Source organism: Brevibacillus parabrevis, assembly GCF_022701015.1.
Lineage (GTDB): Bacteria > Bacillota > Bacilli > Brevibacillales > Brevibacillaceae > Brevibacillus > Brevibacillus parabrevis.
On the sequence record NZ_CP064090.1, the window covers coordinates 2,329,089 to 2,354,915 of the forward strand.

Below are 25,827 nucleotides of genomic sequence, written 5' to 3' on the forward strand. Positions count from 1 at the left end.
GGTGAGAGGAATTGAAACTTGTCATAGTCAAAGATTATCAGGAAATGAGCCGCAAAGCGGCCGAATTGCTTGCCTCTGAGGTGAAGCAGCATCCGCAGACCGTCCTGGGGCTGGCGACTGGCGGCACTCCGGTAGGCATGTACCGGGAGCTGATCAAGCTGCACGAAGACGAAGGGATCGATTTTTCGCAGGCGCAGAGCTTTAATCTGGATGAATATGTCGGGCTGTCTTCGGCGCATCCGCAAAGCTATCGCGCCTATATGCAGGAAAATTTGTTCCAGCACATCAACTTGCCAGCAGACAAAACACACGTCCCAACAGGAGATGCGGCCGATCTGGACAAGGAGTGCGCGCGCTATGAGGAAGCGATTCGCGAAGCGGGCGGTATCGATATTCAAGTGCTTGGCATCGGCAACAACGGTCACATCGGATTCAACGAGCCGGGCTCATCCGCGGAGTCGACGACGCGGGTGGTGCAGCTGACCGAGAGCACGATTGAGGCGAACGCCCGTTATTTTGCCAGCGTGGAGGAAGTGCCTACGCAAGCGGTTTCCATGGGGATCAAGACGATTCTCGGAGCGAAAAAGGTCGTGCTGTTGGCAAGCGGAGAGGCAAAAGCACAGGCTGTGCGCCTGATGGTGGAGGGCGAGCCGACAGCGGATGTGCCAGCGTCCTTGCTGCAGCTTCACCCGGATGTAACGGTCATCGTGGACGAGGCGGCGGCGAGCCAGCTGACTGTCGCTGCGACAAGTGTGGAAAACAAGCGGTAGCCGTCTGGCGCCGCTTGTTTCTTTTGTTGTTCACCAATCTGTTCCGAATATCTGTCTGTCCCTTATGCTATACTGGGAGTGTTGTCACGAAGGTTCACCAGATTTTTCTAAGGAGCTGATTTTCGATGAGCGCAAACGAAGCGTTGCTTACATTAGAAGGTTGGTATACGTATCATAATTTCCGCACGATCAATTGGGAAAAGTGGAAAGCGGCTTCCGCCGAGGAGCGCCAAGCAGCGTTGGACGAGCTGAACGGGCTGATCCGCACTTGGGAAGCGAACGAAGCGGAAAACCAAGGAAGTACAGCTTTCTATTCGATTCTTGGACACAAAGCAGACCTCGTGTTCATGTTCCTGCGCCCGACCATGCAAGAACTCGAAGAAATCAAGACGGCTTTCAATAAAACCCGCTTTGCTGCCTTTACAGATGCTCCGTACTCCTACGTCTCCGTTGTCGAGTTGAGCAACTATGTACATAACCCGGGCGAAGATCCGAAGGCAAATCCGCACGTGCGCGATCGCCTGTATCCGATCCTGCCAAAATGGGAGCACATTTGCTTCTACCCAATGAACAAAAAACGCGATTTGCAAGACAACTGGTACATGCTGAGCATGCAGGAGCGTCAAGAAATGATGCGCTCCCACGGCATGATCGGCCGCTCCTACGCTGGACGCGTCAAACAAATCATCGGCGGCTCCGTCGGTTTCGACGATTGGGAGTGGGGCGTGACGCTGTTCGCCAACGATCCGCTGGAGTTCAAGCACATCGTCTACGAAATGCGCTTTGATGAAGTGAGTGCCCGTTTTGGCGAGTTCGGCAACTTCCTGGTCGGTAACGTGCTGAATCAGGAAACGCTCGCGAAAAAACTGGAAGTGTAATCATCTGTCAAAAATCTGCTGTGCGGCTGCTAGTTGTCGCATCGGCAGATTTTTTTTGCCCGGGGGATCGGCTCTGGCTCGGTCTTTTTTAGGCGTCGAGCCTGCCAGCCGCAGGAAACCGATTTGTGCTCGGAACGTAGATGTAATAGGATGGGAGAAATGTGAAGAACAGAGAGAGGCTGCGCTGGGAAGCGATTAAGCCGGAAGGAGAGGGGGATTGCAATGAAAAGCATCAAGCCAGGAAGAGGCCCGTCGGCAATGGGCGCGGCGGGAAGTGTCGTTGCTATTGTTTTCGGAGTATTTTGGACGATTATGGCATTTTTCATCACGCAAGATTCGCCGTTTCCCGTGGTCGGCACGATTTTTCCTTTGTTTGGGGTCTTGTTTATCATTATCGGGATCGTTCAGGCTGTTTATCACTATAAAAACGCTACAGGCAGAGAGCGGATGTCGCTGTACGATATTACGGACGCCAGCGAGGAAGGCGACCCGTTGAACCGCCGATTCGGCAAGGAGAGAGAAGCGGAAGCGGACACAGAGACGACAGGCGAAAAAGCTTTTTGTCCGTACTGCGGGCAGCGCGTAAAGGCTGGCTACCAATACTGTCCGGGCTGCGGGAAAAAGGTGTAAGGACACGGTTTCTTAACAAAGTCTTGGCTTTGGTTCCCGGAAACTTTTTGATACAGTAAAGAGGAAAGCGACATCAGAGCGGAGGGGAACAAGACTGGGCTTTCTAAAGCTGAAAATCGGCTATCGCACTTTAAAAACGGCGATCGGGACAGCGATCTCGATCTTTTTGGCTCAACAGCTTGATCTGCTGTACCCCGCATCTGCGGGCATCATTACGATTCTTTGCATACAAGTAACGGTCAAGCAGTCGTTCCGCACAGCGTGGAACCGGATCATGTCCAGCTTTCTCGGGCTTGGCATCGGGATGGCGCTGTTTTATTTGCTCGGGTATTCGCCTGTTGCCATTTTGCTCGCCATCCTGCTGTTTTTGCCGCTCGCTGTGCGGTTTGGCATCCAGGAGGGCTTCGTCAGCAGCATGGTCGTGCTCATGCACCTGTACTCGGCGCAAAGAATGGATTTCCCGTTATTGCTGAACGAAGCGGGACTGCTGGTGATCGGCGTCGGGGTCGCGCTGCTCGTGAACTTGTACATGCCGAGCCTGGACAAGGAACTGCGGGCGATGCAAAAGCAGATCGAGCAGCTGTTCAGGCAAATTTTGCGGGAGTTTTGCTACTACTTGCGGCATGGCGAGAGCGATTGGGACGGGAAAGAGATGATCGAGGCGCCGGGTCTTTTGGAAAAAGCGCTCAGGCTTGCGTCGCGCGACATCGATAACCGTCTGGGGCGGCGCGATGACTCGTACCACCAATACTTTGTCATGCGAGAAAAGCAGTTTGAACTGTTGGAGCGGATGATGCCGATCGTTTCGTCACTCGACACGCAGGTGCCGCAGAGCCATTGGATCGCTGATTTTCTCGAACGGATCAGCGACTCGGTGCACCCGGGCAATACGGCGTACCGCTTTATCGATCAGCTTCGCCAAATGCGCGAGGAGATCAAGGAGTCGGAGCTGCCGCGCACGCGCGAGGAATTTGAGACGAGAGCGTCGCTGTTTTACTTGTTGCGCGAGATCGAGAATTATTTATTCATCAAGCATGAGCTGGGCAAAAGCAGTGAGGACAAAAAACCAGCAGCCGTAGCGGAGCTAACACCGGGCAAGTAACGCTTCGTGTGGCAAAACGCCAAAGAACAAAGGCGCTTTCTTCTGAGCAAAACCGGAAGAAGGCGCTTTTTGTGTCCCAAACAACATCCCGACTTTTTGCTGAAAAAGGCGTGAAAGCTTGGCACTGCCAGCTTCTGCCCTTTCAGGCATGCATATTTATTCAGTAAATTTTATTTTTCTTGAATGTCTGAAAATATACAATTATAATTTAAATCAGAAATCATTTCCGATATTCGGAAAAAGTGAAAAGGGCCATCCATCCGGCAACAGATAGATAGGGGGATAGCAGGATGATTGAGGTTAAGCAGCTAGTCAAGTCTTTCGGATCACTCACCGTGCTGAAAGGTGTCACCCTCTCGGTAGAGGAGAAAGAAGTCGTCGTCTTGCTCGGTGCCAGCGGTTCAGGCAAAAGCACTTTGCTTCGATGTTTGAATTTTTTGGAGTTTCATGAAGCTGGCGAGATTTGGATCAGCGGGGAGAAGGTTGACCCGCACAAGACCAATCTGAACCATTTTCGGGCAGAGGTTGGGATGGTATTCCAGCACTTCAATCTGTTCCCGCACAAGACGGTACTGGAAAATGTGATCGAGGCTCCGGTGCACGTCAAGGGAATGAAAGTCGCCGAGGCGAAAGAGCTGGCCAACGAACTGTTGAAAAAAGTAAACATGCAGGATAAGGCGGATGTGTACCCGGACATGCTCTCGGGTGGACAGAAGCAGCGCGTGGCGATTGCGCGAGCGCTTGCGATGAAGCCGAAAATCATGCTTTTCGATGAACCTACCTCCGCACTTGACCCTGAGCTGGTCGGCGAAGTGTTGCAGGTAATGAAGCAACTGGCAAAAGAAGGCATGACCATGATCGTCGTCACCCATGAAATGGGCTTTGCCCGCGAAGTCGCAGATCGCGCCGTGTTCATGCACGATGGTCAAATCCTGGAGCAAGGGCCGCCTAGTGCGTTCTTTGAAAATCCGCAACACGAAAGAACCAAGCAGTTTTTGCGCAGCATTCGTTAAAAACAGAGAAAACAGGGGGAATTTCAGATGAAAAAACGTGCAAAATGGTCCGGAGTTTTGTTGTCTACCGTTTTGTTGGGCTCGCTTCTGCTCTCGGCATGTGGCTCTCAAGAGAGCAGCGCGCCGGCAGGAGGCGGACAGGCAGCGGGCGGCGAAGGCAAAAAAGATTTTACTTACGCGATGAGCGGCGTGTACAAGCCGTTCAGCTTTAAAGAAAACGGGCAGCTGACAGGCTTTGACGTAGAAATCGGACAAGCGCTGGCGGAAAAAATGGGGATGAACGCCGTTCCGATCACGAACCCGTTTGAGACGATCATTCCTGGTCTGGATGCGAAAAAATACGACTCGATCATCGGCAGCTTGACGGTGACTCCCGAGCGTCAAAAAGCGGTTTCCTTCACGAATCCGTACTACCGCTCCGGCTCGCAGATTTTCGTGCAGGAAGGCAACACGACGATCAAGGGCAAGGACGATCTGAAAGGCAAAAAGATCGGGGTCGTCAAAGCTTCCAACTACTTGGACTGGGCGAAAAAACTGACAGATGAAGATAAAATCACCCAATACGACAGCGATATCACGGCGCTGCTCGACTTGCCGACAGGACGTCTGGACGCGGTCATTACCGACCAGGTAGTAGGCTTGCGCTTTATTAAAGAGGGTGGCGGAAAAGTCATCGACGTGGGTGAGCCACTCAGCTTCGACGAACAGGCGATTGCTGTGCGACTGGGCGATCAGGAATCGGTAGACCGAATCAACAAAGCGCTGGATGAAATCATCAAAGACGGCACCTACGAAAAAATCAGCCAAAAATGGTTTGGCCGCAATATCCTGCAAAAACAATAAAGTGGGCAACGGGGTGTCCGGTTTGGACGCCCCCCTTTTTCCGCTTCATGTGAGGAGGATTTCCTATGATCATCGATATTTTTCTGAACAGCTATCCCCTTTTCCTGAAAGCGACCTGGTTGACCGTTCAGCTCACGGCAGTCGCTCTCTTGCTCGGTTGCATCGTCGGACTGATCATTGCGTTTTTCCGCATTTCCAATTCCAAGCCGCTTAACTATTTCGCGCACTTGTACATTACCGTCATTCGCGGTACGCCTTTGATCGTGCAAATTTGTATTTTGTACTTCGGGTTGGCGAACATGGTGACGCTTTCCCAGTTTTGGGCAGGGGCAATCGCGCTCGCCGTTCATAACGGAGCTTATATTGCCGAGATTTTCCGCGGCTCGATCCAATCGATTGATCGCGGGCAGATGGAAGCGTCCCGCTCGCTCGGGATGTCGTACCCGCTGGCCATGCGCCGCATCATTTTGCCGCAGGCGTTTCGCCGGGCGATCCCGTCACTCGGCAACCAGTTCATCATCGGGTTGAAGGACTCGTCGCTGGTAGCGTACGTAGGGATGCAAGATTTGTGGGGAACTGGTCTCGGTGAGGCGGCTTCCAACTACAAACAGCTGGAGACATACATGGTCGTCGGCTTGTACTATCTCGTGCTGATTATGCTGTTCACCTATTTTGTCAACAGACTGGAGACGAGGCTTGCCAAGGGAAAAACACCGCGAAAGCAGGCCAAGGATACGAGTGTCGCAGCATAAGGCACGTTTATGGAGGACGAAGGAACTATGGTTCAATCAATCGAACGGACGATGAAAATCATCAGAGTGCTGATATCAGACGAAAAACACGCCTGGCCCATATCGGAGTTAGCAGAAGCGACCGGCCTGCCGATCAGCACGCTCCACCGTTTCCTCGAATCGATGATCCAGTTCGGATTGGTTGAGCAGGAGCCTGTCACCAAGCATTACAAACCCGGTTATACGTGGATGGAAATCGGCTTTATTTTGCACGAGAAGCTGAATTTGCGTTCCGTGGCTCGACCATTCATGGAGGAGCTGGCCAACGAGGTCGAAGAGAGCATTTTCCTGAACGTACTGGCAGGCAAGGACTCGATGCCGATTGAAAAGGTCGAGAGTCCGCTGAAAATTCGCATTGACGAGAACTTGGGGGAACGGATTCCACTGACGATCGGTGCCCCCAGCAAAATGATTTTGGCCCATTCCAAGGCAGCCGAGATCGAAAAAATTATTTCCGAGCAGCTGCCAGCGCCTTCGCACGAAGCGTTTCTGGAACAGCTTGCGGCCGCCAAAAAAGGCGGATATGCCATCAGCTACGGCGAAAAAACGGAAGGGACGATGGCAGTCGCAGCCCCGATCTTTGGCTACGGCAATCAGCTCGTGGCTGCGATTTCCATCAATGCGCCGATCTTCCGCGTCCCGGATGAACGGCTGCCGCAGCTCATCGAAAAAGTAAAGCAGCAAGCAACCGCCATATCTGCAAGAATCGGCGGCGCTTAATCGCAACCTCCATTTCCGAACGTCATCGGATGGAGGTTTTTGTTTTTTAATGCTTACTATTGGAACTTTCAATTTTTTTGCCCGAAAAATCTGTGTTAGTGTGGAGGAAATCGAGAGGAGGAGCACAAGACATGTTTCCATTTCGGGTTATCAATCAACCAACAACGGAACAGCTGCTGGACATGGCGAGTGTCATCGAAGTGGTGGAGCAAGCCTACCAGATAAAATCGAGTCAGCAAGCGACGCTGTTTCCGCTGATTTTTCATGAATTTGCGGCAGGCAAAGCGGATATGGATATCAAGTCGGGCCATTTGCCCAGAGCGGATATATTCGGACTCAAGCTCGTCTCCTGGTTTGGCGAAAACGAGCAAAAAGGATTGCCGCAGCTGATCGGAACCGTGATGGTGCTGGACAGCCGGACAGGCGTTCCGCTGGGGCTGTTGAGCGGCGAGCATATTACATGCATGCGAACGGGGGCTGCTGGCGGGATCGGGGCCAAGTATTTGGCTCGACCGGAAGCGGAAAATCTGCTGATGATCGGGACGGGTCACCAGGCGCCTTTTCAAATCATCGCGACACTGATGGCGATGGACAACATCAAGCGAGTGTACATCAGCCATCCGCGCTCCTACGAAAAGGCGCAAAAGTTCGCGGCAACGATCAAAGACAGACTGCTCACGGCGTTCGTAGCGAAATACGAAGGAGAAGACTACGAGCGCTACGCACGTAAATGCGAGGTTGAGTTTATCGCGGTCGAAAGCCTGGAAAAGACGGTCGGAGAAGCGGACGTGATCATCACGGCAACCCCTTCCCGGACGCCGCTGATTCAGAGCGAATGGGTCAAGCCAGGGACGCACATTACGTGCATCGGAGCCGACATGGCGGGCAAGCAGGAAATCGACGAGCGACTTTTCGCCATGGGACGGGTCTTCGTGGATGACATCGGGCAGGCTGTGAGCGTGGGAGAAACCGAGATTCCGCTGAAAAAAGGGCTGATTTCGCAGGCGGACATTGTCGCGGAAATCGGCAGCGTCATTCTCGGACAGGCAGCGGGACGCCGCTCGGCGGAGGAAATTACGATTTTTGACAGCACAGGCATTGCGCTGCAAGATTTGCTGACAGCGCACCACATTTTGCAAAAGGCGCAAGCGAGCGGCGCAGGAGCTGTCGTCGATCTGTAGTAGCAGCTTGCGATCCATACACACGGAAATGCACGGAACAACCGAAGGAGAGGTCAAAGATGAGAATTGCCCCGTTTAAAGTAGAAGAATGGATGAATGCCTACGAGCTGGAAGCGGTCTACAACATCGCGGAAACGTGTGTGGACTCCCTGACCGTGGAAGAGCTGATTCGCCTGTCGGCAGAGCCGGCCGATTTTTTTGCCGAGATGGCGCAAAAGAAGCTGACGTACGGCCACATCGAAGGCTCGCCTGAGTTCCGCAGTCTCGTCGCGGGCATGTACAAGACGCTGACGCCGGACAATATTTTGGTGATGAACGGAGCGATCGGAGCCAATTTTCTTGCGCTGTTTTCGCTGGTCGGCCCTGGCGATGAAGTCGTCTCTGTCCACCCGACTTATCAGCAGATTTACGAAGTGCCTGCGTCGTTCGGCGCTGAGGTGAAGCTGCTGCGACTGGTGCCGGAGAAGCAGTTTTTGCCTGACCTGGATGAACTGCGCACGCTTGTCACAGACAAGACCAAGCTGATTTGCATCAACAATCCGAACAACCCGTCCGGTGCGCTGATGGATGAGGTGACGTTGCGCGAAATTGTGGAGATTGCCCGTTCGGTCGACGCTTACGTGTTGTGTGACGAGGTGTATCGCCATTTGCATCAGGACCCGGAGATCGAGGTTCCGTCTATCGTAGATTTGTATGAAAAAGGGATTGCGACGAGCAGCATGTCAAAAGTATTTTCGCTGGCCGGCTTGCGCCTGGGCTGGATCGCCGCGCCCCTCGACGTCATCAAAAACTGCTTCTCGCACCGCGATTACACGACGATCAGCTGCGGGATGCTCGACGACATGCTGGCGGTTCATGCGCTGAAAAACAGGGACAAGATCATGGAGCGCAATCTGAAAATCGTGCGGGACAACCTGCAAATTTTGGACGAGTGGGTGGCGGCGGAACCGCTCATCTCTTACGTCAAGCCAAAAGCGGGAACGACCGCCATGCTCAAATACGAGCTGGATATGCCGTCGGAAGCGTTTTGCATCGAGCTGTTCCGTGCGACAGGCGCGTTTTTGACGCCGGGAAGCTGCTTTGACATGGAAGGCTGGGTGCGGATCGGGTACGCTTGCGACACAGAGGTGCTCCAGGCGGGTTTGGCGCAAGTCTCGAAGTTTTTGCGGGAGAGAAGCTAGGCGATAAGCGGATTGCTTGCCTGGAAAAAAGGTGCTGACGATTGCAAGCGGCAGCAATGGGGACGCCGCCAAGCTGGCGGGGAGCGTATCCCGTTATTCATAGTGGTGCACTGTGCAGGTTGAACTTCACGTCCACTCTCGGCTACACTTTTCCGTATAGACGAAGAAGCGGGGGAGAGTGGTGCAAGGCATGGAGCTGCGGAATTTGAAAACGTTTCAGGTCGTAGCGGAGCATTTGAACTTGACGAAGGCTGCCGAGCTGCTCGGGTACAGCCAGCCGACGATTACTTTGCAGATTCAGGCACTGGAGCGGGAGCTGGGGCATCCGCTTTTGAACCGCGTCGGCAAGCGCACCTTTTTGACCCCGGCAGGGAAGCTGGTGAAGCAGCATACCGATCAGCTTTTTTCTGTCCTGTTGCGCATGGAGGAGGGGCTGAACCACCTGCATCTGCCTGTCGGCCCGCTCGTGGTGGCCGCGCCCGAATTTTACTGTACCCAGTACATGCCGCAAATGCTCAAGGCTTATGTGGAGACACATCCCCAAGTGAACTTGCAGGTCATCTCGTGCACGAGTCAGGAAGCGTTGAAAAAAATTCGCGCCCACGCAGCGGACATCGGGATTATTGCCGGAACCAGTACGCAGCAGGGGATTTATTCCATGGTCGTCGATTTAGAGGAATTTGCTCTCGTTGCTGCGCCGGATATGGTGCAGGGCCGTTCGATGACGGAAACGCTGACGCAATTCCCGTTTTTGTCCTATCAGGAAGGGTGTAATCTCGATGGCTTCATTACGGAGTGTCTGCTGGAGATCAGCTACGTCCCGCCCTCTGTCATCAAGTGCAGCAGCGAGGAGACGATCAAGCGCTCTGTGCTCAATCAGACGGGCGTCGCCTTGCTCAGTACGGCGCTGGTGGAGGGGGAGCTGCGAACGGGCGAGCTTGTCGAGTTGTACCGTTTTTCCAAAAAGGCGGAAACTTCGCTCGTCTGTCTGGAGCGGCGGCGCGACGAACCAGCGATTCAAACGTTCATGGAGCTGGTAAAAGACGTGTGGCTTTCGGTGCGGGAAGAGTAGGCCGGATGAGTGGCGGACGCCTTTACATGTTTTGAATTGGCAACGGGCATAATTTCTGGGAGCTTGTGTTGCAGCAGAACCAGAAACAGCAAGGAGCTGATTGTTACGAACAAGGATCAAGCGCCTGTGCGCTATGCCAACAGCATTTACATGAAGGAGCTGGTGCGCGAAGAGGATCGGCTTCATCCGTTCCCGATTTTTCGCCGCCTGCGCGCAGAAACTCCTGTCCGCTACGATGAAAACCGCCAGACGTGGGATGTGTTTCGCTACGACGACATTCAGCGAATTTTGAAGGATCACACGACGTTTTCCTCCAAAAGGATCGCGGATGCGAAAAAAGAAACGGTGCTAACGATGGATCAGCCGAAGCATACCCAGATGCGCAATCTCGTGAACAAGGCGTTTACGCCCAAAGCGATTTCCGATTTGACCCCGCGCATTGACTCGATCGTCACGGAGCTTCTCGACATGGTCAAGGACAAGCGGGAAATGGATTTGGTGCGCGATTTTGCTTATCCGCTGCCTGTAATTGTCATTGCCGAGCTGCTCGGCGTTCCGCCAAAAGACCGCAGATTGTTCAAGGATTGGTCCGATACGATGGTCAAAGGAGCGGAAGCCGATACAGACGAGGCTCTTATCCAGATGCACAAGGACAAGGAAAAAGCGGAAGCAGAGCTGTTCCACTACTTTCGGGCGATATTGGCCGAGCGGCGGGCTGATCCAAAAGATGATCTCATCTCCGCCTTGCTCGCTGCCGAAATCGACGGAGAGCGGCTGAACGAAGAGGAAGTATTGCGCTTCTGTATTTTGCTGCTGGTCGCAGGCAACGAATCTACGACCAATCTGATCACGAACACGATTCGCGTCATGACCGAGCAGCCGGACATCCAGGAGCGAGTGCGCCAAGACAGGGAGCTGGTCAAATCGACGATCGAGGAGACGCTGCGCTACTATCCTCCGTTCGTTGTGGTCGGCCGCCGCGCAGTGGAAGATGTGGAAATCGGCGGACAAAAGATCGCAGCGGGCCAGCAGGTCGTCTCCTGGGTCGTATCGGGCAATCGCGACGAGAGCAAGTTCGAGCAGCCGGATTTGTTTTTGCCTGACCGCAAGCCGAATGCCCATCTCAGCTTTGGCTTCGGCATTCACTTTTGCCTGGGAGCGCCTCTCGCCCGGCTGGAAGGGCAGATTGCCTTGGACAGGATTTTGTCTTCGCTGCACGAGATCGCATCGCCAAAAACAGCGCTGACTCCGATTCCGAGTCCGATTGTTTTTGGCGTGGAGAGTTTTCCCGTGACGTTTCAAACCCGTTGAGACGTGGGAGACAAACCGATTTTGCTTGCGGACGGCAGCCAAGAAAACGGGGCAAGAGCAGACACCTCCAGAGCAGAGGTGTCTTTTTTGTGCTTTTTGTTCACTGAAATTGAAGTTACATGTACAAAAGGAGATATAAAGTAAAAAATCCAGAAAATATCTGAGGAACAAATGTAAATTGTTTGACTATTTGAATGGGCGTAGGTATAATTTGGTTATCTTTGTTAGTAAAGTTAACTAACTGCTGTGGTGGTGATTGTAAAGGCGTGCGAGCTCCCAGAAAAACAGGCAACAGTAAACTCGTAAAGAAACTGAACAAGGAAGAAGTTTTGCAACAGGTCATCCAACACGGTCAGATTTCCCGCGCCGATATTTCCAAGCAGACACTGCTCAGCCGTCCGTGCGTCTCCGCTTTGGTCGATGAAATGATTCAGGAAGGATTGCTGCAAGAGGTCGGCATGGGGGATTCCAAAGGCGGCCGCAAGCCGATTCTTTTGGAATACAATTACCAGGCTTATGCGATTGCTGGAGCGATCTTCGAAGGGTCGATACTGGACATGGCGATTGCGGATATGAAGGGGGAGTTTCTCGCCCGTCATCGCAAGCGACTGGCGCAGCCGGCGAACGGGGAGACCGTCATCGAGGATTTGGCAGCAGGTTTGGATCGCTTGCTTGCCGAGAGCGGGATTCCGCGCGAGCGACTGCTTGGCATGGGAGTGGGATTGCAAGGGGTCACGCAGCGGGGAAGCGGTACGGTCAGCTTTTCGCCGAGTACGGGCTGGATGGGGTCGCCGATATTGCAAACCATCGAGTCGCGACTGGGGCTGCCCGTCATCATCGACAACGATGTAAACATGATGACTTTGGGCGAATACGTTCGCGGAGCAGGCACTGGCCATTCCAACGTCGTCTACATGTATGTGGGAACGGGCATTGGTGCGGGGATCATCCTGGATGGACAGTTTTACCGGGGGAGTCGGGAAGCAGCAGGCGAGATCGGCTTCATGATGATCGGTCCGGTACATAACCGCCCGAATGGCGCGTCCGGAGTGTTTGAGACGAATTTTTCCATACCGGGAATCGCGCAGCAGGCAAAGGGATTTCTCTCTGACCTTCAGGAAGGGTCGAGTGTCATAGAACAGCTCATGCTTTGTGCCAAACAAAACAGCGAAGCGAAAGCGCTTTTGCAGGAAGTGTATCGGCATTGGGCTTACGGCATGGCGAATATCATCAGCATTTTGAACCCGGAAATCCTGATTTTGAGCGGAGAGATGGTCCACGTCGATGATGAAGGGGTGAAGCAAATTCACGATTGGCTGACCGAGTGGGTGCCAGAGGTGCCTTGTCTCGAAAAGGCTGCTCTGGGGGAGCGAGCAGGTTTGATTGGTGCCGTCCACAGTGTATTGGAAGCGTTTCCGTTCACACGACTGCTTGACAAAGAGTGAGAAAAAAGAGGGGGAGTCAGTTTTGAAAAAGGTCAATCACAAGCTGAAATCATGGATGAAAGGCGTATTCGCCAGCTCCTTGGCTCTGACTGTGGCCGCGTGCTCAGGTGGAGGACAGGAAGCAAAGCCTGCCGACAACGGCGCAGGCGGCCAAACGGGCTCGCAGCCAGCTGCGCAAACTCCGGCTCCATCCGGTGAACCGCAAAAGCTGGTTATTTACACCGGACGGGATAAAAACATCTTTGAGATCGTGCTGCCAAAGTTCAAGGAAAAGTATCCGAATATTGAAGTGGAAACGCTCGAAATGGGCGCTCAGCAAATTTTGGAGCGCGTACGCGCGGAAAAAGCGAACCCGCAAGCTGACTTCTGGTGGGGCGGCACACAGTCTGCTCTGAGCACAGCGGCCGACGAAGGATTGCTGGAGCCGTACAAGCCGACTTTTGCCGACAAGATTCCTGACCTGTACAAAGACAAGGAAGATCGCTGGTACGGCGAGATGCTTTTGCCAGAGGTCATCATGTACAACTCGCAGGCGCTCAAGCCGGAAGAAGCTCCGCAAGACTGGGATGAGCTGCTCGATCCGAAATTCAAGGACAAAATCGTCATCCGCAACGTTTTGCCATCCGGCACGATGCGGACGATCTACTCCGCGATGATTTTCCGCCAAGGTGCAGATACGCCGGAAAAAGGCTACGAATGGCTGACAAAGCTGGATGCCAACACGAAAGAGTACACGCAAGACCCGACCAACCTCTACCTGAAGCTTGACCGTCAAGAGGGCGTCATTTCCTTGTGGAACCTGCAAGATGTTCTGCTCCAAAGCAAAAAGAACAACCATCCGTACGACTTCATCTATCCAAAGAGCGGAGCGCCGATCCTCGTAGACGGTATCGCTCTCGTCAAAGGCGCGAAAAACCTCGATGCAGCGAAAAACTTTATGGAATTTTTGATGAGTCCTGAGATTGCTTCCCAATTGGCGAAGGAGCGCTTCCAGTTCCCGGCCCGCACGGATATCAGCAAGGATGAATTGCCAGACTTCATGAAAAACCTGGAGCTGAAACCACTCGAACTCGACTGGGCTGTCATGGCTGCCAAAGAGAAAGAATGGATGCAGCACTGGGATGAAAACATCAAGGGCAAAGGCAAGAAGTAACTCGCAACAGACTAGACGGGAAGGAGCGTTCCTTTCCGTCTAGTCGCTTATGCCAACGTCTTAGGCCAAGCAGCCAGGAATGGCCATGAAGGAGGAAACAAAACCTGATGAGCAGCGTAACACTTGATCACGTCCACAAAAAGTTTGGCAATGCAAAAGGGGTAGAAGACGTCCACATTCACATCGAATCAGGTGAATTTTTTACGTTTCTCGGTCCGAGTGGTTGCGGCAAAACGACTACCTTGCGGATGATTGCCGGCTTTTATTACCCGACAGCAGGGCAAATCCGCTTCGGTTCCCAGGAGGTTACCTCCGTTCCGCCCCACAAGCGCAATACAGGCATGGTGTTCCAAAACTATGCGCTTTTCCCGCACATGACCGTTTTTGAAAATATCGCGTTCGGCTTGCAGGTGCGTTCTGTGAACAAGGCAGAAACGAAAGAGCGCGTGGAGCGGATCATGAAGCTGGTTCGACTGGAAGGCTATGGCGAGCGGCGCATCGACCAGCTTTCCGGTGGGCAACAGCAACGGGTGGCGCTGGCACGGGCGCTGGTCATCGAGCCGCAGATTCTGCTGTTGGATGAGCCGCTGTCCAATCTGGACGCCAAGCTGAGAGAAGAGACGCGTTTTGAAATCAAACGGCTTCAGCTGGAGTTGGGGATTACGACGATATACGTGACGCATGACCAGGCTGAAGCGATGTCCATGTCGGACAGAATCATGGTCATGCAGGGCGGAGAAGTGCAGCAGATCGGTACTCCGCACGAGATTTACCATCGTCCGGTGAACCGTTTCGTCGCTTCGTTTATCGGGGAGACGAATTTGTGGGAAGGGACTGTGGTCGGCATCGACCGGGATGAAGTGCAAGTGCGCATCTCCTCGGGACAAGTGCTCAGCGGTTTTGCCAAAAATGCGTCGCCTCGCGCCAAGCTGGCAGTCGGCGAGCAGGTGACCATGTCCATCCGTCCTGAATCCGTCCAGGAGCAGAGCGAAGGAGCAGGAACGAATATCGTCACAGGCAAGGTCGTCATGTCCGAGTTCACTGGCGCATGCGTGAACTACGTGACGGAAGTAGGTCAGGAAAACTTGCGCAGCATGTCCATCAACCTCGGCCGTCCAATCAAGCAACGCGGCGACGCCATCGGACTGCACATACCGAAGGAGAGCATCTATTTCGCCGGATAAGGGGGAAAAAGCTTTTGAGAGCAGAATTGCAGCAAGCGCCGACATCGGCCAGACGAAAGTCCATCACGGCTTCACCCGCCTTCGTCTATGTGCTGGTATCGCCACTCTTTTTGATTTTGTTGGCTTATGTCATTTATCCGTTATTCCAGACGTTCGTCGCCAGTATCAGCGTCGATGAGCAAATTACGTGGAAAAACTACACGCGCTTTTTCAGCCTGGAGCATACGGCCAATCTGGAAGCGCTGTGGACCAGCGTCTATATTTCTGTACTGAGTGTCATCACCTGCGGCATCGTCGGGGTGGCGATGGCCTTTTTGTTGGAACGGTACGAGTTTCCGGGCCGCAAAATTCTTTCTGTACTGGCTCTGGTGCCGATGGCTTTGCCTCCGTTGATCGGCGTTCTGTCGTTTACGTTCCTGTACGGCGAGAGCGGAATTTTTCCGCGGGCGATCAAGGAGTTGCTCGGCTTGGCCCAAGTGCCGTTTTCATTGAAAGGCATCTGGGGCGTCGTGGTCGTCCATACGTTTACGATGTACACCTACTTTTTCATGACGGCGACAGCCGCGATCAAAGGGCTTGATCCTTCTTTGGAAGAAGCGGCAGCAAGCCTCGGGGCAAACCGCTTTACCGTCTGGCGGCGCATCATTTTGCCGATGCTTACGCCAGCGATGGTCGCTTCCTCACTGCTCGTTTTCATGATTTCCATGGCGTCGTACACAGCACCGCTCATCTTCGGTATCGACCGGACGATGACGATGCAAATTTACTTGTCCCGCACGAATGGCGATCTCGACATGGCGGCGGCGCAGTCGACGATTTTGTCCATTGTATCGATCGCGTTTCTGTTGATCATGCGCTGGTATCAAGGCGCCCGCAATTATCAGAACTTGAGCAAAGGCGTGAGCGTACACCGGACGGAAATCAAGAGCAAAGCAGGCCGTTACACAACGATTGTGCTGTCGTTTATCGGCACGGTCATTCTAATGCTGCCTATTCTCGTGCTGGTGCTCATCTCGTTTTCGGTGGATGGGACCTGGACGGTGCAAATATTGCCTCCGCAATACACTTTGGATCATTACATGGACTTATTTACGGACAGCAAAACATGGCGTCCGATTTTGAACAGTTTGCAGTTGTCGGCGATTGCTTCTGTCGGAATTGTCCTGTTCGGGGTAGCGGCGGCCTATGCGATGGTGCGTCTCAAATTCCGCGGGAAAACGCTTCTGGACGTGCTGATCATGCTGCCTTGGGCATTGCCTGGTACGGTTGTGGCGGTTAACCTGATTGCCGCGTTCAGCGAGCCGACGGCGTTCAGCTTCGGGCAAGTGCTGATCGGAACATTCTGGATTATCCCGCTCGCGTATTTTGTGCGCCACCTTCCGCTCGTCTTCCGTTCCACATCGGCAACCTTGCTGCAAATGGACCCGTCCGTGGAGGAAGCCGCGCGCAATCTGGGCGCATCGTGGTGGTACAGCTTCAGGAGAGTGGTGTTCCCGATGGCGCTTGGCGGGATTCTCGCTGGAACGTTGCTGGCGTTTGTACAGTGTATCGGGGAGTTCGTCGCTTCCATCCTGATTTTTACCCCGCGAACGACTCCGCTGTCTGTCGCGGTATTCCAGCGCATGTACAGCTTTGAATTTGGAACTGCTTGCGCCTATGGCGTCTTGCAAATCGTGGTCATCATCCTCGTGTTGTTCATCTCTAGCAAACTGACCAAGGACAAAGCCGGAACGGCCATCTAGCAGACGACCAATCGGTTAGATCGCTTCGGAAAACGGCTTTTGCGCAAGCCCTGCGGCAGCATACGGGAATTGGCAAAAGGAGGAGCTTCACGTGGAAAGCAGTGAATCGATAGACAAAAGTGCTTCGGTGGTGCAGCCGACCAGGCTGCCCTGCCCACCTATCCCCGCCTCTGCGCGGACGATGCAGGGGGAACACGGGCTGTTGGATTTGTGGAAAGCGATCAAGCCACTGGCGACGATCGCCAGCGCGATGAATACGGGAGCGCATCCCGACGATGAACATAGCGCGATGCTCGCCTACTTGGCGATGGGACGGGGCGTTTACACGTCCAGCGTAATCGCGACAAGGGGAGAGGGCGGCCAAAATGAAATCGGCTGCGAGCAAGGGATTGCGCTCGGCATCATTCGCACGCGGGAGCTGGAAGAGGCGTCTGCGCTCGGCAATGTGACGCTTGGCATCCTGAGTGAAGAGCTGGACGATCCGATCAACGACTTCGGCTTCTCCAAATGCGCGGAGGAAACATTTCGCAAATGGGGCGAGGAAGTCGTCTACGAGCGACTTGTCCGCAAAATCAGGGAGCTTCGCCCGGATGTCGTCATCGCCTGCTTTGAAAATGAGCCGACTACGCACGGACACCATCGGGCGATTACGTTGCTGACACAGCGAGCTTTTCACGGTGCGGCAGACCCTGAGACGTTTCCTGCTCACATTCAGGAGGGCTTGTTGCCCTGGCAGATGAAAAAGCTGTATGTGCCCGTCATGGACAACGAAGACTATCATGTGGCTGTTCCTGTCGGGGAGTACGATCAAAACTACGGCTCCTCCTATGTCCAGCTTGGTGAGCGATCGAGATTCATGCACAAGACCCAAGGGATGGGTGTCCACTACGATGAAGGCCCGACCTACAATTACTATCGTCTCGATGCGTCCGTCGTTCCGGCGGCGGAAAAAGAGAGAGACTTTTTTGCCGGATTGCCGTTCACGTTTGCCGATCTGGCCCGAAGCGTCGCCCAAAAAGGAGAATCCGAGCTGGCTCGCATCCTCGATACGATGCACGATGCGGCGAATGAAGTGCTGTCGGCGTATCCGCGCTTTGCGGAGGTGGCAAGCCGCGTCCACCGGATGAAGGCGTTGCTGCATGCCGTTCAGTTGGCGGTGCCCGGCTCTTCGCTCGACGAGGAGACGAAGACCGATTTGCTGTTCCGTCTGGGGATCAAGGAAGCGCAGCTCAACCGCGCCAGTGCCGAAGCGCTGTCGCTTGTGGTCAAAATCAAGCCGGAGACGGGCGAGTGGGTTCCCGGGCAGACGACGACAGTCACGGTGACGGCCTACAATGGCGGAGCAATCGAAGTCGAACATGTGCAGCTGCGCCTGCGAGTTCCGCCCGGCTGGACAGCCAAGCCGCTTACGCCGACCACTTTTCCGCGGCTTCCTTACAACCAGACCGTTTGCACCGTATACGAAGTGTCCGTCCCGGCCGAAGCTGCCTTTTTTCACCCGTACCGGCCGCCGATTTTGGAAGTCGAGGCATTGTACTTCGCCTTTGATATAGCAAGCACCATCCGGGTAGTGCCGGATGACAGCGTCGCTGTGCTGCCGCCTTATTCATTGACTTTGACGCCTTCTGCCGTTGTGCGGAACACGCTGCATACAGAGCAGCCCATCCCGGTAAAAGTAACAGTGAAGCAATATCGGCCGGGCAGCACGACAGCAAGAGTGTCCCTCGCTGTGCCCGAAGGCTGGACGGCGGAACCTGCGTTTATCGATGTGCCGTTTGCTTTTCGCGGAGAGACGAGAACGATTGCCTTCACGGTGCATACAGGGCCGCAGGTGGAAAACGGGAAGTACGAGGTCAAGGCGCAAGTAACCCGCGCCGATGGAGTGGCCGAGAGCGGCCAGGATGTGCAGGTGATCGAGTATCCGCACGTCGGACGGACGTATTTCATCCGCCCTGCCAAGCTCACCGTTCAGGCATTCGATTTGGCGATTCCCGAAAATCGGCGAATCGGCTACGTCGCCAGCGGCTTTGACAGCCTGGACAAATATTTGCGCGCGGTAGGCGTGCATTGCCTCAACCTCGACGCAGACGAGATCCAGTCAGGCGATTTGTCCCGCTACGATACGATCGTGCTCGGCATCCGCGCATACGGATTCCGCAGAGAGCTGATCGAGTGCAACCAGCGTCTGCTGCAATACGTGGAAAACGGCGGCAATCTCGTCGTTCAGTACCACAAACCGGAGGACAAGTGGAAGCCGCAGCTCGCGCCGTACCCGATCTTCATCGGCGAGTCGCTGATTGACTGGCGCGTCACGAATGAGCAGTCAGACGTGCGCATGCTCGCACCCGAGCATCCGATGTTTTCCGAGCCTAACCCGATCACCCAGGCAGACTGGGACGGTTGGGTGCAGGAGCGCTCGATCTACAACCCTTCACGCTGGGGCAGCGAATATACCGAGCTGATTGCCACCAGTGATCCGGGGGAGCCGGAGTTTCGCGGAATTTTTCTGACGGCCCGTTATGGCAAAGGGACGTACACGTACAGCTCGCTCGCCTGGTTCCGCGAGATTCCGCAGCTTGTGCCCGGGGCCTTCCGCCTGTTTGTCAACATGATCAGCCAGAAACAGTAACGATCAAGACCATTCACTTGAAAAAGCTCTGATCTAACGTGGGTCGATCCATGGCAGCAGCAACGAAACACTCGCATACATAGCGCCATGATTGATATAGACATCAATCGTAAAAGCGAATGGAGGAGAGTTCATTGAGGAAGGGGAAACTTGCCAAGCTTTACACCATTGCGGCCGCGGCCGCGCTTGCCACGACTCTGGTCATCCCGTTGGCGCCACAAACGGCGCACGCCGATCGGGGAGTCGTCGATTTGTGGAAAGCGATCAAGCCGCTCACGACGATTGCCAGCGCGATGAATACCGGAGCCCATCCGGATGACGAGCACAGTTCCATGCTCGCCTATTTGTCGCTCGGCAGAGGGGTAGACACGTCCAGCGTCATTGCCAATCGCGGCGAGGGAGGACAAAACGAGATTGGCAGCGAGCTGGGCAACGCGCTGGGCATTATCCGTACCCGCGAATTGCAGGAGGCTTCCAAGATCACGAACATCCATCTGGAGAATCTCAGCCAGAAGATTGATGACCCCATTTTCGACTTCGGCTTTTCCAAAAGTCCGGACGAAACTTTGCAGAAGTGGGGCGAGGATATAGCCTACGAAAGGCTGATCCGCAAAATCCGCACAATCAGACCGGATGTAGTGATTCCCGCATTTTTGAACGAACCTTCGACTCACGGCCATCATCGCGCTATTAATGTCATTACTGTCCGGGCATTCAAGGATGCCGCTGATCCAAACGTTTTCCCCGAGCAGTTGAAAGAAGGGCTGTCCCCGTGGCAGGTGAAAAAGCTGTATTTGCCTGCCCAGGAAAAAGATTACTCCGTCAGTGTTCCTGTCGGAGCGTATGACGAGATTTACGGCGCTTCGTATGTGCAACTGGGAGAAGAATCCCGCTTCATGCACAAAAGCCAAGGGATGGGCCGCCACTATGACGAAGGGCCGAGCTTTGGCTACTACAAGCTCGATCAGTCGATCGTCCAGACGAAAGCCAAGGAAGCTGACTTTTTTGAAGGCATCGCCTTCACTTTTGACGACCTGGCCAAAGAAACGGCAAGCCAGTCTGGCGGCGAAAAAGTAGCAAGCGAATTGAAGAAGCTGCAAAAGGATGCGGAAGAAGTGGTTGCCGCCTATCCGAGCTTTGCCGCTGTAGCCAAGGAAGCGCACGAGATGCTCGCTGACGTGCAGAAAGCGCAAAAAGACGTCCAATCGTCTTCGCTTCCCGAAGCAAGCAAAACCGATTTGCTCCATCGCCTGGATGTGAAGCAAGCGCAGTTGAACAAAGCCAGCGCGGAGGCACTGTCTCTGGTGACAAAAGTCAAACCGGAAACAAACGAGCTGGTCGCAGGCCAAACCACGAAGGTCACGGTGAGCGCGTACAACGGCGGTCAAGCCAAGGTGAGCGGCGTGAATCTGGCGCTGAACGTTCCGAAAGGCTGGCAGGCCAAAGCCCTGTCCACGACGAGCTTCTCTTCCCTGTCCTACAATCAGACAGTCAAGACTACTTTTGAAGTAACGGTTCCGTCTGATGCAAGTCTGTTCCAACCGTATGCTGCTCCGGCGATCACGGCTGACGTCAGCTACAGTTTTGCCGGATCAAAAGCAACCAGCCATGTCACGCCGGCAGATGCTGTTGCGGTGCTTCCGGCGTTCTCGATGTCGCTTGCTCCAAGCGCAACGGTGTTGAACACGTTGAAGTCGCAAGAACCGATCCCTGTCAAAGTCACTGTGAAAAACTACAATCCGGGTGCAGCGAAGACAAACGTGTCCTTGCAGGTGCCGGAAGGCTGGTCGGTGGAGCCGAAAGCAGCGCCGCTTGCTTTTGCCGCCAAGGGAGAAACGAAGTCGGTAGCCTTTACGGTGAAAGCGTCGGCTTCCGTCAAGCCTGCACCGTACACGATTACGGCAGTGGCGTCCGGTGACGGAAAAGAAAGCCGCCATGGCGCGCAAGTCATTCGCTATCCGCACATCGGCACAACGTATTTCGTGCAGCCTGCAAGTCTTGCTGTCCAGGCGTTTGACCTGAAGGTGCCGGAAGGTTTGAAGGTGGGCTACGTGTCCAGCGGCTTTGACAACATCGATCAATATTTGACCCAGCTTGGCGTCAATGTGACCAACCTGACGGCAAAAGACATCGAGTCGGGCGATCTCGGCCAGTACGACACGATTGTTCTCGGCATTCGCGCCTACGGTTTCCGGCCAGAGCTTACCCAAAGCAATGCCCGTCTGCTGAAATACGTGGAGAACGGCGGCAATCTCGTCGTGCAATACCACAAACCGGAGGATAACTGGAAGAGCGAGCTGGCTCCTTATCCGATCAAAATCGGCACGCCGCTGATCCAATGGCGCGTCACCGATGAAGATTCGAAAGTGACCATGCTCGCACCGGATCACCCTCTGTTCAACGCACCGAACAAAATTACCGAGGAAGACTGGAACAACTGGATTCAGGACCGCTCCGCCTACAATCCGGCAGAGTGGGGCAAAGAGTATACCACACTGATTTCCAATGGCGATCCGGGTGAAAAAGAGTTCACAGGTACATTCCTCTCCGCCAAGTATGGCAAAGGAACGTACACGTACAGCTCGCTGGTCTGGTACCGGGAAATTCCGGCGCTCGTGCCTGGCGCGATCAGAATGTTTGTCAACATGGTCAGCTTGAAGCAGTAGAAAAGCCGGACAGGGCGCAGGGCTTGCCCGACGCGACGGCTCACGTTTTGCCTGGGAGCGAAGCGAGGCGATCTTTGTTCGTTTGGGTCGCCTCCTTTGTCCCGGGAGTTATTTTGACTCTGCCAACGCCTGGACGAAAACAAACGAAGCAAACAATCACGAAACCATCGCTGAAACATGTGTAGCTGACGATTCGGCGTAAAAAGGAGATGCGAGTAGGATGGACTACAGGGAACGCATATTTTCGCAGGAGGGAGCCAGTTTCCCGGGAAAGACATACGTAGAGGCTGTGCTGGAGCCGGCATTTAATGAGGCGAAGCACCACCTGCTAAAGCCGATGATGGCAATCAACAAAGCGCATTTGATCATGCTGCGCGAACAGGAATTGATTACGGACGGCGAAGCCAAAGAGATTGCCCGCGCCCTTTGCGGGATCGAGATGGAAGAGCTGCGCCGCGCTACTTACACCGGGCAGTTTGAAGATTTGTTCTTTCAGGTAGAGAGCCGTTTGCTGGAATTGGCGCCAGATGTTGCAGGCAATTTGCACTTGGCACGCAGCCGCAATGACATGGGAATCACCATCTATCGCATGGTGCTGCGCGAAAAATTGCTGGTGACGATCGCATCTGCCCTCTATCTGAAAGAGCAATTGCTCCTCTTTGCGCAAGAGCACGCCGAGACAGTCATGATCGGCTATACGCATACCCAGCAGGCGCAGCCAACGACGATGGCCCATTACATGATGGCAGCAACTGATCTTTTGAGCCGCGACATCAAGCGACTCATCCAAGCGTATCAGACGTGCAACCGTTCCCCGATGGGAGCAGCAGCTCTGACTACATCCGGTTTTGGCATCAGCCGGGAGCGGATGCGCGAATTGCTCGGATTTGACGAACTGGTGGAAAATTCATACGACGCCGTCTGCGGTGCCGACTATTTGGGCGAGGTAGCGACTGCCGTACAACTGGCAGCGATCGATTTGGGGCGCACGGTACAAGATATGCTGTTGTGGTGCACGCAGGAATTTGGCGCCCTGAAAGTCGCCAGTCCCTACGTTCAGATCAGCTCGATCATGCCGCAAAAGCGCAATCCGGTATCGTTCGAACACATGCGCTCGCTTTTGTCCAGCAGCGCTGGAAATGCCACGACTGTTTTGACGATGATGCACAATACGCCGTTTGGTGATATTGTCGATACAGAAGATGACATGCAGCCTTACGCTTGGAAGAGCATGGCTGTGCTGGAGCAGATGTACCGCCTGATGGCTTGCGTCGTCGGGACGATGGATGTCAACAAGGACGTCTTGCTGGAGCGGGCAAAAGCGAGCTTCGCTACGGTAACAGAGCTTGCCGATACGCTGGTGCGCACGGATCGCCTCTCGTTCCGCAAATCGCACCACATCGTAAGTCGGGTCGTAAAAGAAGCGATGAGCGCCGAGCTGGCGGCTAACCAGATCAGCCTGGAGCTGGTCAATCGCGCCGCAGTCGAAGTGATCGGCCGCGAATTGTCGATCACGGAAGAAGAGCTGCGCTTGGCGCTTGATCCTGTGCATTTTGTCATGATTCGCAAGCTGCCAGGCGGACCGAATCCGCAAGAAATCAACCGGATGATCACCGAGCGCCGGGCTGTTCTCGGGCAGGAAAGTGCGTGGGTCGCAAAGAAACAACAAGCCATTGCAGATGGCATGAACAGGCTGGATCAGATGATAGCTGAATGGAGCGTGGGGTAATGGCAGTGGTGCGGATACCTCTTCTGGCAGTGGACGGAGGGGGCACCAAATGCTTGGCGGTGCTCGTGGACCGAGCCGCAAGAGAAGTCGGCCAAGGCCGTTCCGGCTCTTGCAACTATCAAGGAATCGGCGAGGAAGCGGCCGCCCGCGAATTGATCGCAGCCATTCGGCAAGCGATGGCCGATGCGGTCAGCCGTGGAGCAGGGAAAGAGCTTGGCCTGGAACAGGCAGCGGGCGAGCTGGAATGGGAAATCGAATGCGCCGTGATCGGGATTGCAGGTCTGGATACAGAGCATGATCGGCGGGTGATCTCGCGGATGGTGAGCAAGGTGCTGTATCAGCTTGGCATCCGCGTCCAGCATTTGATCGTGGAAAACGACGGGTTTGCCGCCTTGCTCGGAGCGACGGGCGGCAAGCCGGGCATTCTCGTCATCGCCGGAACTGGCTCCATCGCCTTCGGAGTAAACGACGCGCAAGAAACAGCGCGTTCTGGAGGCTGGGGCCATCGGGTCGGTGACGAGGGGAGCGGATACTGGATCGGCAAGCAGGCGATCATGGCTGTCCTGCGGGCGGCAGACGGTCGCGGCGAGCCGACGCTTTTGCAAGATTTGCTGCTTCCGCATGCCGGACTGGAGCGTGTCGATGAACTGTTCAACTGGACGTACAGCGACTTTTATTCCGTGGAAAAAGTTGGGGAGCTGTCTCCGCTGGTCAGCCAAGCCGCACTGGCGGGCGATCAGGTAGCGACCCGGATTTTGCAAGTTGCCGGAGAAGAGCTGTTTGCGGCCGTTCGTGCCGTGATCGACGCTCTGGATATGAAGGAAAAACCGTTTCAAATGATCATGCAGGGCGGCGTCTTGCAAAACGACGATCGGGTGCGAACAATCGTCGTCGAGCGTGTCCAGCAGTATGCTGCCCAGGTGGTCATCGAGAAGGCGCAAAACGACCCGATCTACGGTGTCATAGCAAAAGGACTGGCGTATTTGGAGCGGCAGTCAGGCGGCAAGTGAGGTGCCCGAGATGAAAAAACTGATGGTAGTATTCCCCCACCCGGATGACGAGTCCTTCGCTTGCGGCGGCACTCTGGCCAAATGCAAGGCAGAGGGCAAAGAGACTTGCTACTTGTGCATCACATCTGGTTGCAAAGGGCGATCCGGACCATTTGAGATCGATTGCCGGGAAAAGCTGGCTCGCCACAGGGAGCAGGAGCTGACAAAAGCCGCGGAAGTGCTCGGCATCAAGCGGCTGGATTTGTTCCGCTATGCGGACGGATCTTTGCAGCATGCCGATCTGGCTGAGCTGACAGCCAAAATACGCGAGGCGATCGTGGAGTGGAAGCCGGATGTCGTCATCACGTTTCCGCCAGACGGCGTGACCGGACACCCCGATCATATCGTCACCTGCAAAGCGACCACGCTTGCGGTCGAACAAGCAGAAGCGCAGCTTGCGGCGGATGAATATCCGGATTTGTACTACGTGTCGATCCCGCATTATTACGACCATTGCCCGGACAGTGGCCCGCAGCCTGCGGTTCCGATTACAGGCAAGGTAGACATCACAGACTACCGGACACAAAAAGGCGAAGCGCTGCGCGCCCACCAGAGCCAGGTGTATTCCGTCAACCGCGCTTATCCGGGCGTCATTGATGGCGACTTTACCGTGATTGGCTGCTATGAATACTACACGCTGGTGCGATCGGCGGGCAAGCCAATTGAGCCGTTGCGAGCGCCGAAAGGGATTCCGGTGATGGAGTTGTAGGGTGTCTTTGGCCCGTTCAGTAGAACTGA

Annotated in this window: 21 protein-coding genes; all 21 read left to right on the plus strand. The window is 54.6% G+C overall.

Annotation, left to right across the window (positions count from 1 at the left end; translation table 11 throughout):
* Positions 1 to 11: 11 nt before the first annotated feature.
* A complete protein-coding gene (gene nagB, locus IRJ17_RS11150; protein ID WP_173598148.1) occupies positions 12 to 770 on the plus strand; it encodes a glucosamine-6-phosphate deaminase in 759 nt (252 codons plus the stop codon).
* A 125-nt stretch (positions 771 to 895) separates the two neighbouring features.
* Entirely contained in the window at positions 896 to 1,648 is a 753-nt protein-coding gene (gene hemQ / locus IRJ17_RS11155; RefSeq protein WP_122965975.1) for a hydrogen peroxide-dependent heme synthase, read from the plus strand.
* 222 nt (positions 1,649 to 1,870) lie between these two features.
* Positions 1,871 to 2,278 (plus strand): zinc ribbon domain-containing protein, encoded by a 408-nt coding sequence (locus IRJ17_RS11160; protein ID WP_173599586.1) that lies wholly within the window; start codon positions 1,871 to 1,873, stop codon positions 2,276 to 2,278.
* Between the two features lie 166 nt (positions 2,279 to 2,444).
* Positions 2,445 to 3,380, plus strand: coding sequence for an aromatic acid exporter family protein (locus tag IRJ17_RS11165; protein ID WP_341276025.1), 936 nt, complete (start codon positions 2,445 to 2,447; stop codon positions 3,378 to 3,380).
* A gap of 290 nt (positions 3,381 to 3,670) precedes the next feature.
* A complete protein-coding gene (locus tag IRJ17_RS11170; RefSeq protein ID WP_063227857.1) occupies positions 3,671 to 4,393 on the plus strand; it encodes an amino acid ABC transporter ATP-binding protein in 723 nt (240 codons plus the stop codon).
* A 27-nt stretch (positions 4,394 to 4,420) separates the two neighbouring features.
* Positions 4,421 to 5,236: a transporter substrate-binding domain-containing protein gene (locus IRJ17_RS11175; RefSeq protein ID WP_122965972.1), complete on the plus strand. Its 816-nt coding sequence runs from the start codon at positions 4,421 to 4,423 to the stop codon at positions 5,234 to 5,236.
* A 65-nt stretch (positions 5,237 to 5,301) separates the two neighbouring features.
* Positions 5,302 to 5,988 (plus strand): amino acid ABC transporter permease, encoded by a 687-nt coding sequence (locus tag IRJ17_RS11180; protein ID WP_173599583.1) that lies wholly within the window; start codon positions 5,302 to 5,304, stop codon positions 5,986 to 5,988.
* A 27-nt stretch (positions 5,989 to 6,015) separates the two neighbouring features.
* Positions 6,016 to 6,747 carry an IclR family transcriptional regulator gene (locus IRJ17_RS11185; protein WP_063227860.1) on the plus strand — a complete coding sequence of 244 codons (732 nt, stop codon included), beginning with the start codon at positions 6,016 to 6,018 and terminating at the stop codon, positions 6,745 to 6,747.
* Between the two features lie 131 nt (positions 6,748 to 6,878).
* Positions 6,879 to 7,928: an ornithine cyclodeaminase family protein gene (locus IRJ17_RS11190; RefSeq protein WP_122965970.1), complete on the plus strand. Its 1,050-nt coding sequence runs from the start codon at positions 6,879 to 6,881 to the stop codon at positions 7,926 to 7,928.
* 59 nt (positions 7,929 to 7,987) lie between these two features.
* A complete protein-coding gene (locus IRJ17_RS11195; RefSeq protein ID WP_122965969.1) occupies positions 7,988 to 9,109 on the plus strand; it encodes an aminotransferase in 1,122 nt (373 codons plus the stop codon).
* A 190-nt stretch (positions 9,110 to 9,299) separates the two neighbouring features.
* Positions 9,300 to 10,181 (plus strand): LysR family transcriptional regulator, encoded by an 882-nt coding sequence (locus IRJ17_RS11200; protein ID WP_122965968.1) that lies wholly within the window; start codon positions 9,300 to 9,302, stop codon positions 10,179 to 10,181.
* A 150-nt stretch (positions 10,182 to 10,331) separates the two neighbouring features.
* Positions 10,332 to 11,492, plus strand: coding sequence for a cytochrome P450 (locus tag IRJ17_RS11205; RefSeq protein WP_122965999.1), 1,161 nt, complete (start codon positions 10,332 to 10,334; stop codon positions 11,490 to 11,492).
* A 266-nt stretch (positions 11,493 to 11,758) separates the two neighbouring features.
* Complete coding sequence (locus IRJ17_RS11210) at positions 11,759 to 12,937, plus strand: ROK family protein (protein WP_122965967.1); 1,179 nt, start codon at positions 11,759 to 11,761, stop codon at positions 12,935 to 12,937.
* 22 nt (positions 12,938 to 12,959) lie between these two features.
* Entirely contained in the window at positions 12,960 to 14,090 is a 1,131-nt protein-coding gene (locus tag IRJ17_RS11215; protein WP_122965966.1) for an extracellular solute-binding protein, read from the plus strand.
* Positions 14,091 to 14,197: 107 nt separating this feature from the next.
* On the plus strand, positions 14,198 to 15,274 hold the full coding sequence (locus IRJ17_RS11220; RefSeq protein ID WP_122965965.1) for an ABC transporter ATP-binding protein: 1,077 nt from the start codon (positions 14,198 to 14,200) through the stop codon (positions 15,272 to 15,274).
* 14 nt (positions 15,275 to 15,288) lie between these two features.
* Positions 15,289 to 17,016: an ABC transporter permease gene (locus tag IRJ17_RS11225; RefSeq protein ID WP_063227864.1), complete on the plus strand. Its 1,728-nt coding sequence runs from the start codon at positions 15,289 to 15,291 to the stop codon at positions 17,014 to 17,016.
* A gap of 91 nt (positions 17,017 to 17,107) precedes the next feature.
* Complete coding sequence (locus IRJ17_RS11230) at positions 17,108 to 19,645, plus strand: NEW3 domain-containing protein (protein ID WP_173598151.1); 2,538 nt, start codon at positions 17,108 to 17,110, stop codon at positions 19,643 to 19,645.
* A 134-nt stretch (positions 19,646 to 19,779) separates the two neighbouring features.
* Entirely contained in the window at positions 19,780 to 22,311 is a 2,532-nt protein-coding gene (locus IRJ17_RS11235) for an NEW3 domain-containing protein (RefSeq protein ID WP_122965963.1), read from the plus strand.
* A 220-nt stretch (positions 22,312 to 22,531) separates the two neighbouring features.
* A complete protein-coding gene (gene argH / locus IRJ17_RS11240) occupies positions 22,532 to 24,040 on the plus strand; it encodes an argininosuccinate lyase (protein WP_242774691.1) in 1,509 nt (502 codons plus the stop codon).
* Positions 24,040 to 25,050, plus strand: a complete 1,011-nt coding sequence (locus IRJ17_RS11245) for an N-acetylglucosamine kinase (RefSeq protein ID WP_242774694.1) — start codon at positions 24,040 to 24,042, stop codon at positions 25,048 to 25,050. The genes argH and IRJ17_RS11245 overlap by 1 nt, the downstream gene beginning before the upstream one ends.
* A gap of 10 nt (positions 25,051 to 25,060) precedes the next feature.
* Positions 25,061 to 25,798 carry a PIG-L deacetylase family protein gene (locus IRJ17_RS11250; RefSeq protein WP_122965998.1) on the plus strand — a complete coding sequence of 246 codons (738 nt, stop codon included), beginning with the start codon at positions 25,061 to 25,063 and terminating at the stop codon, positions 25,796 to 25,798.
* Positions 25,799 to 25,827: the final 29 nt, after the last annotated feature.

Bases quoted from the DNA above. Each gene is read 5' to 3' on its own strand.
- hemQ (WP_122965975.1), top strand. From the start codon at position 896: ATGAGCGCAAACGAAGCGTTGCTTACATTAGAAGGTTGGTATACGTAT.
- IRJ17_RS11160 (WP_173599586.1), top strand. From the start codon at position 1,871: ATGAAAAGCATCAAGCCAGGAAGAGGCCCGTCGGCAATGGGCGCGGCG.
- IRJ17_RS11170 (WP_063227857.1), top strand. From the start codon at position 3,671: ATGATTGAGGTTAAGCAGCTAGTCAAGTCTTTCGGATCACTCACCGTG.
- IRJ17_RS11175 (WP_122965972.1), top strand. From the start codon at position 4,421: ATGAAAAAACGTGCAAAATGGTCCGGAGTTTTGTTGTCTACCGTTTTG.
- IRJ17_RS11180 (WP_173599583.1), top strand. From the start codon at position 5,302: ATGATCATCGATATTTTTCTGAACAGCTATCCCCTTTTCCTGAAAGCG.
- IRJ17_RS11185 (WP_063227860.1), top strand. From the start codon at position 6,016: ATGGTTCAATCAATCGAACGGACGATGAAAATCATCAGAGTGCTGATA.
- IRJ17_RS11190 (WP_122965970.1), top strand. From the start codon at position 6,879: ATGTTTCCATTTCGGGTTATCAATCAACCAACAACGGAACAGCTGCTG.
- IRJ17_RS11195 (WP_122965969.1), top strand. From the start codon at position 7,988: ATGAGAATTGCCCCGTTTAAAGTAGAAGAATGGATGAATGCCTACGAG.
- IRJ17_RS11200 (WP_122965968.1), top strand. From the start codon at position 9,300: ATGGAGCTGCGGAATTTGAAAACGTTTCAGGTCGTAGCGGAGCATTTG.
- IRJ17_RS11205 (WP_122965999.1), top strand. From the start codon at position 10,332: ATGAAGGAGCTGGTGCGCGAAGAGGATCGGCTTCATCCGTTCCCGATT.
- IRJ17_RS11220 (WP_122965965.1), top strand. From the start codon at position 14,198: ATGAGCAGCGTAACACTTGATCACGTCCACAAAAAGTTTGGCAATGCA.
- argH (WP_242774691.1), top strand. From the start codon at position 22,532: ATGGACTACAGGGAACGCATATTTTCGCAGGAGGGAGCCAGTTTCCCG.
- IRJ17_RS11245 (WP_242774694.1), top strand. From the start codon at position 24,040: ATGGCAGTGGTGCGGATACCTCTTCTGGCAGTGGACGGAGGGGGCACC.
- IRJ17_RS11250 (WP_122965998.1), top strand. From the start codon at position 25,061: ATGAAAAAACTGATGGTAGTATTCCCCCACCCGGATGACGAGTCCTTC.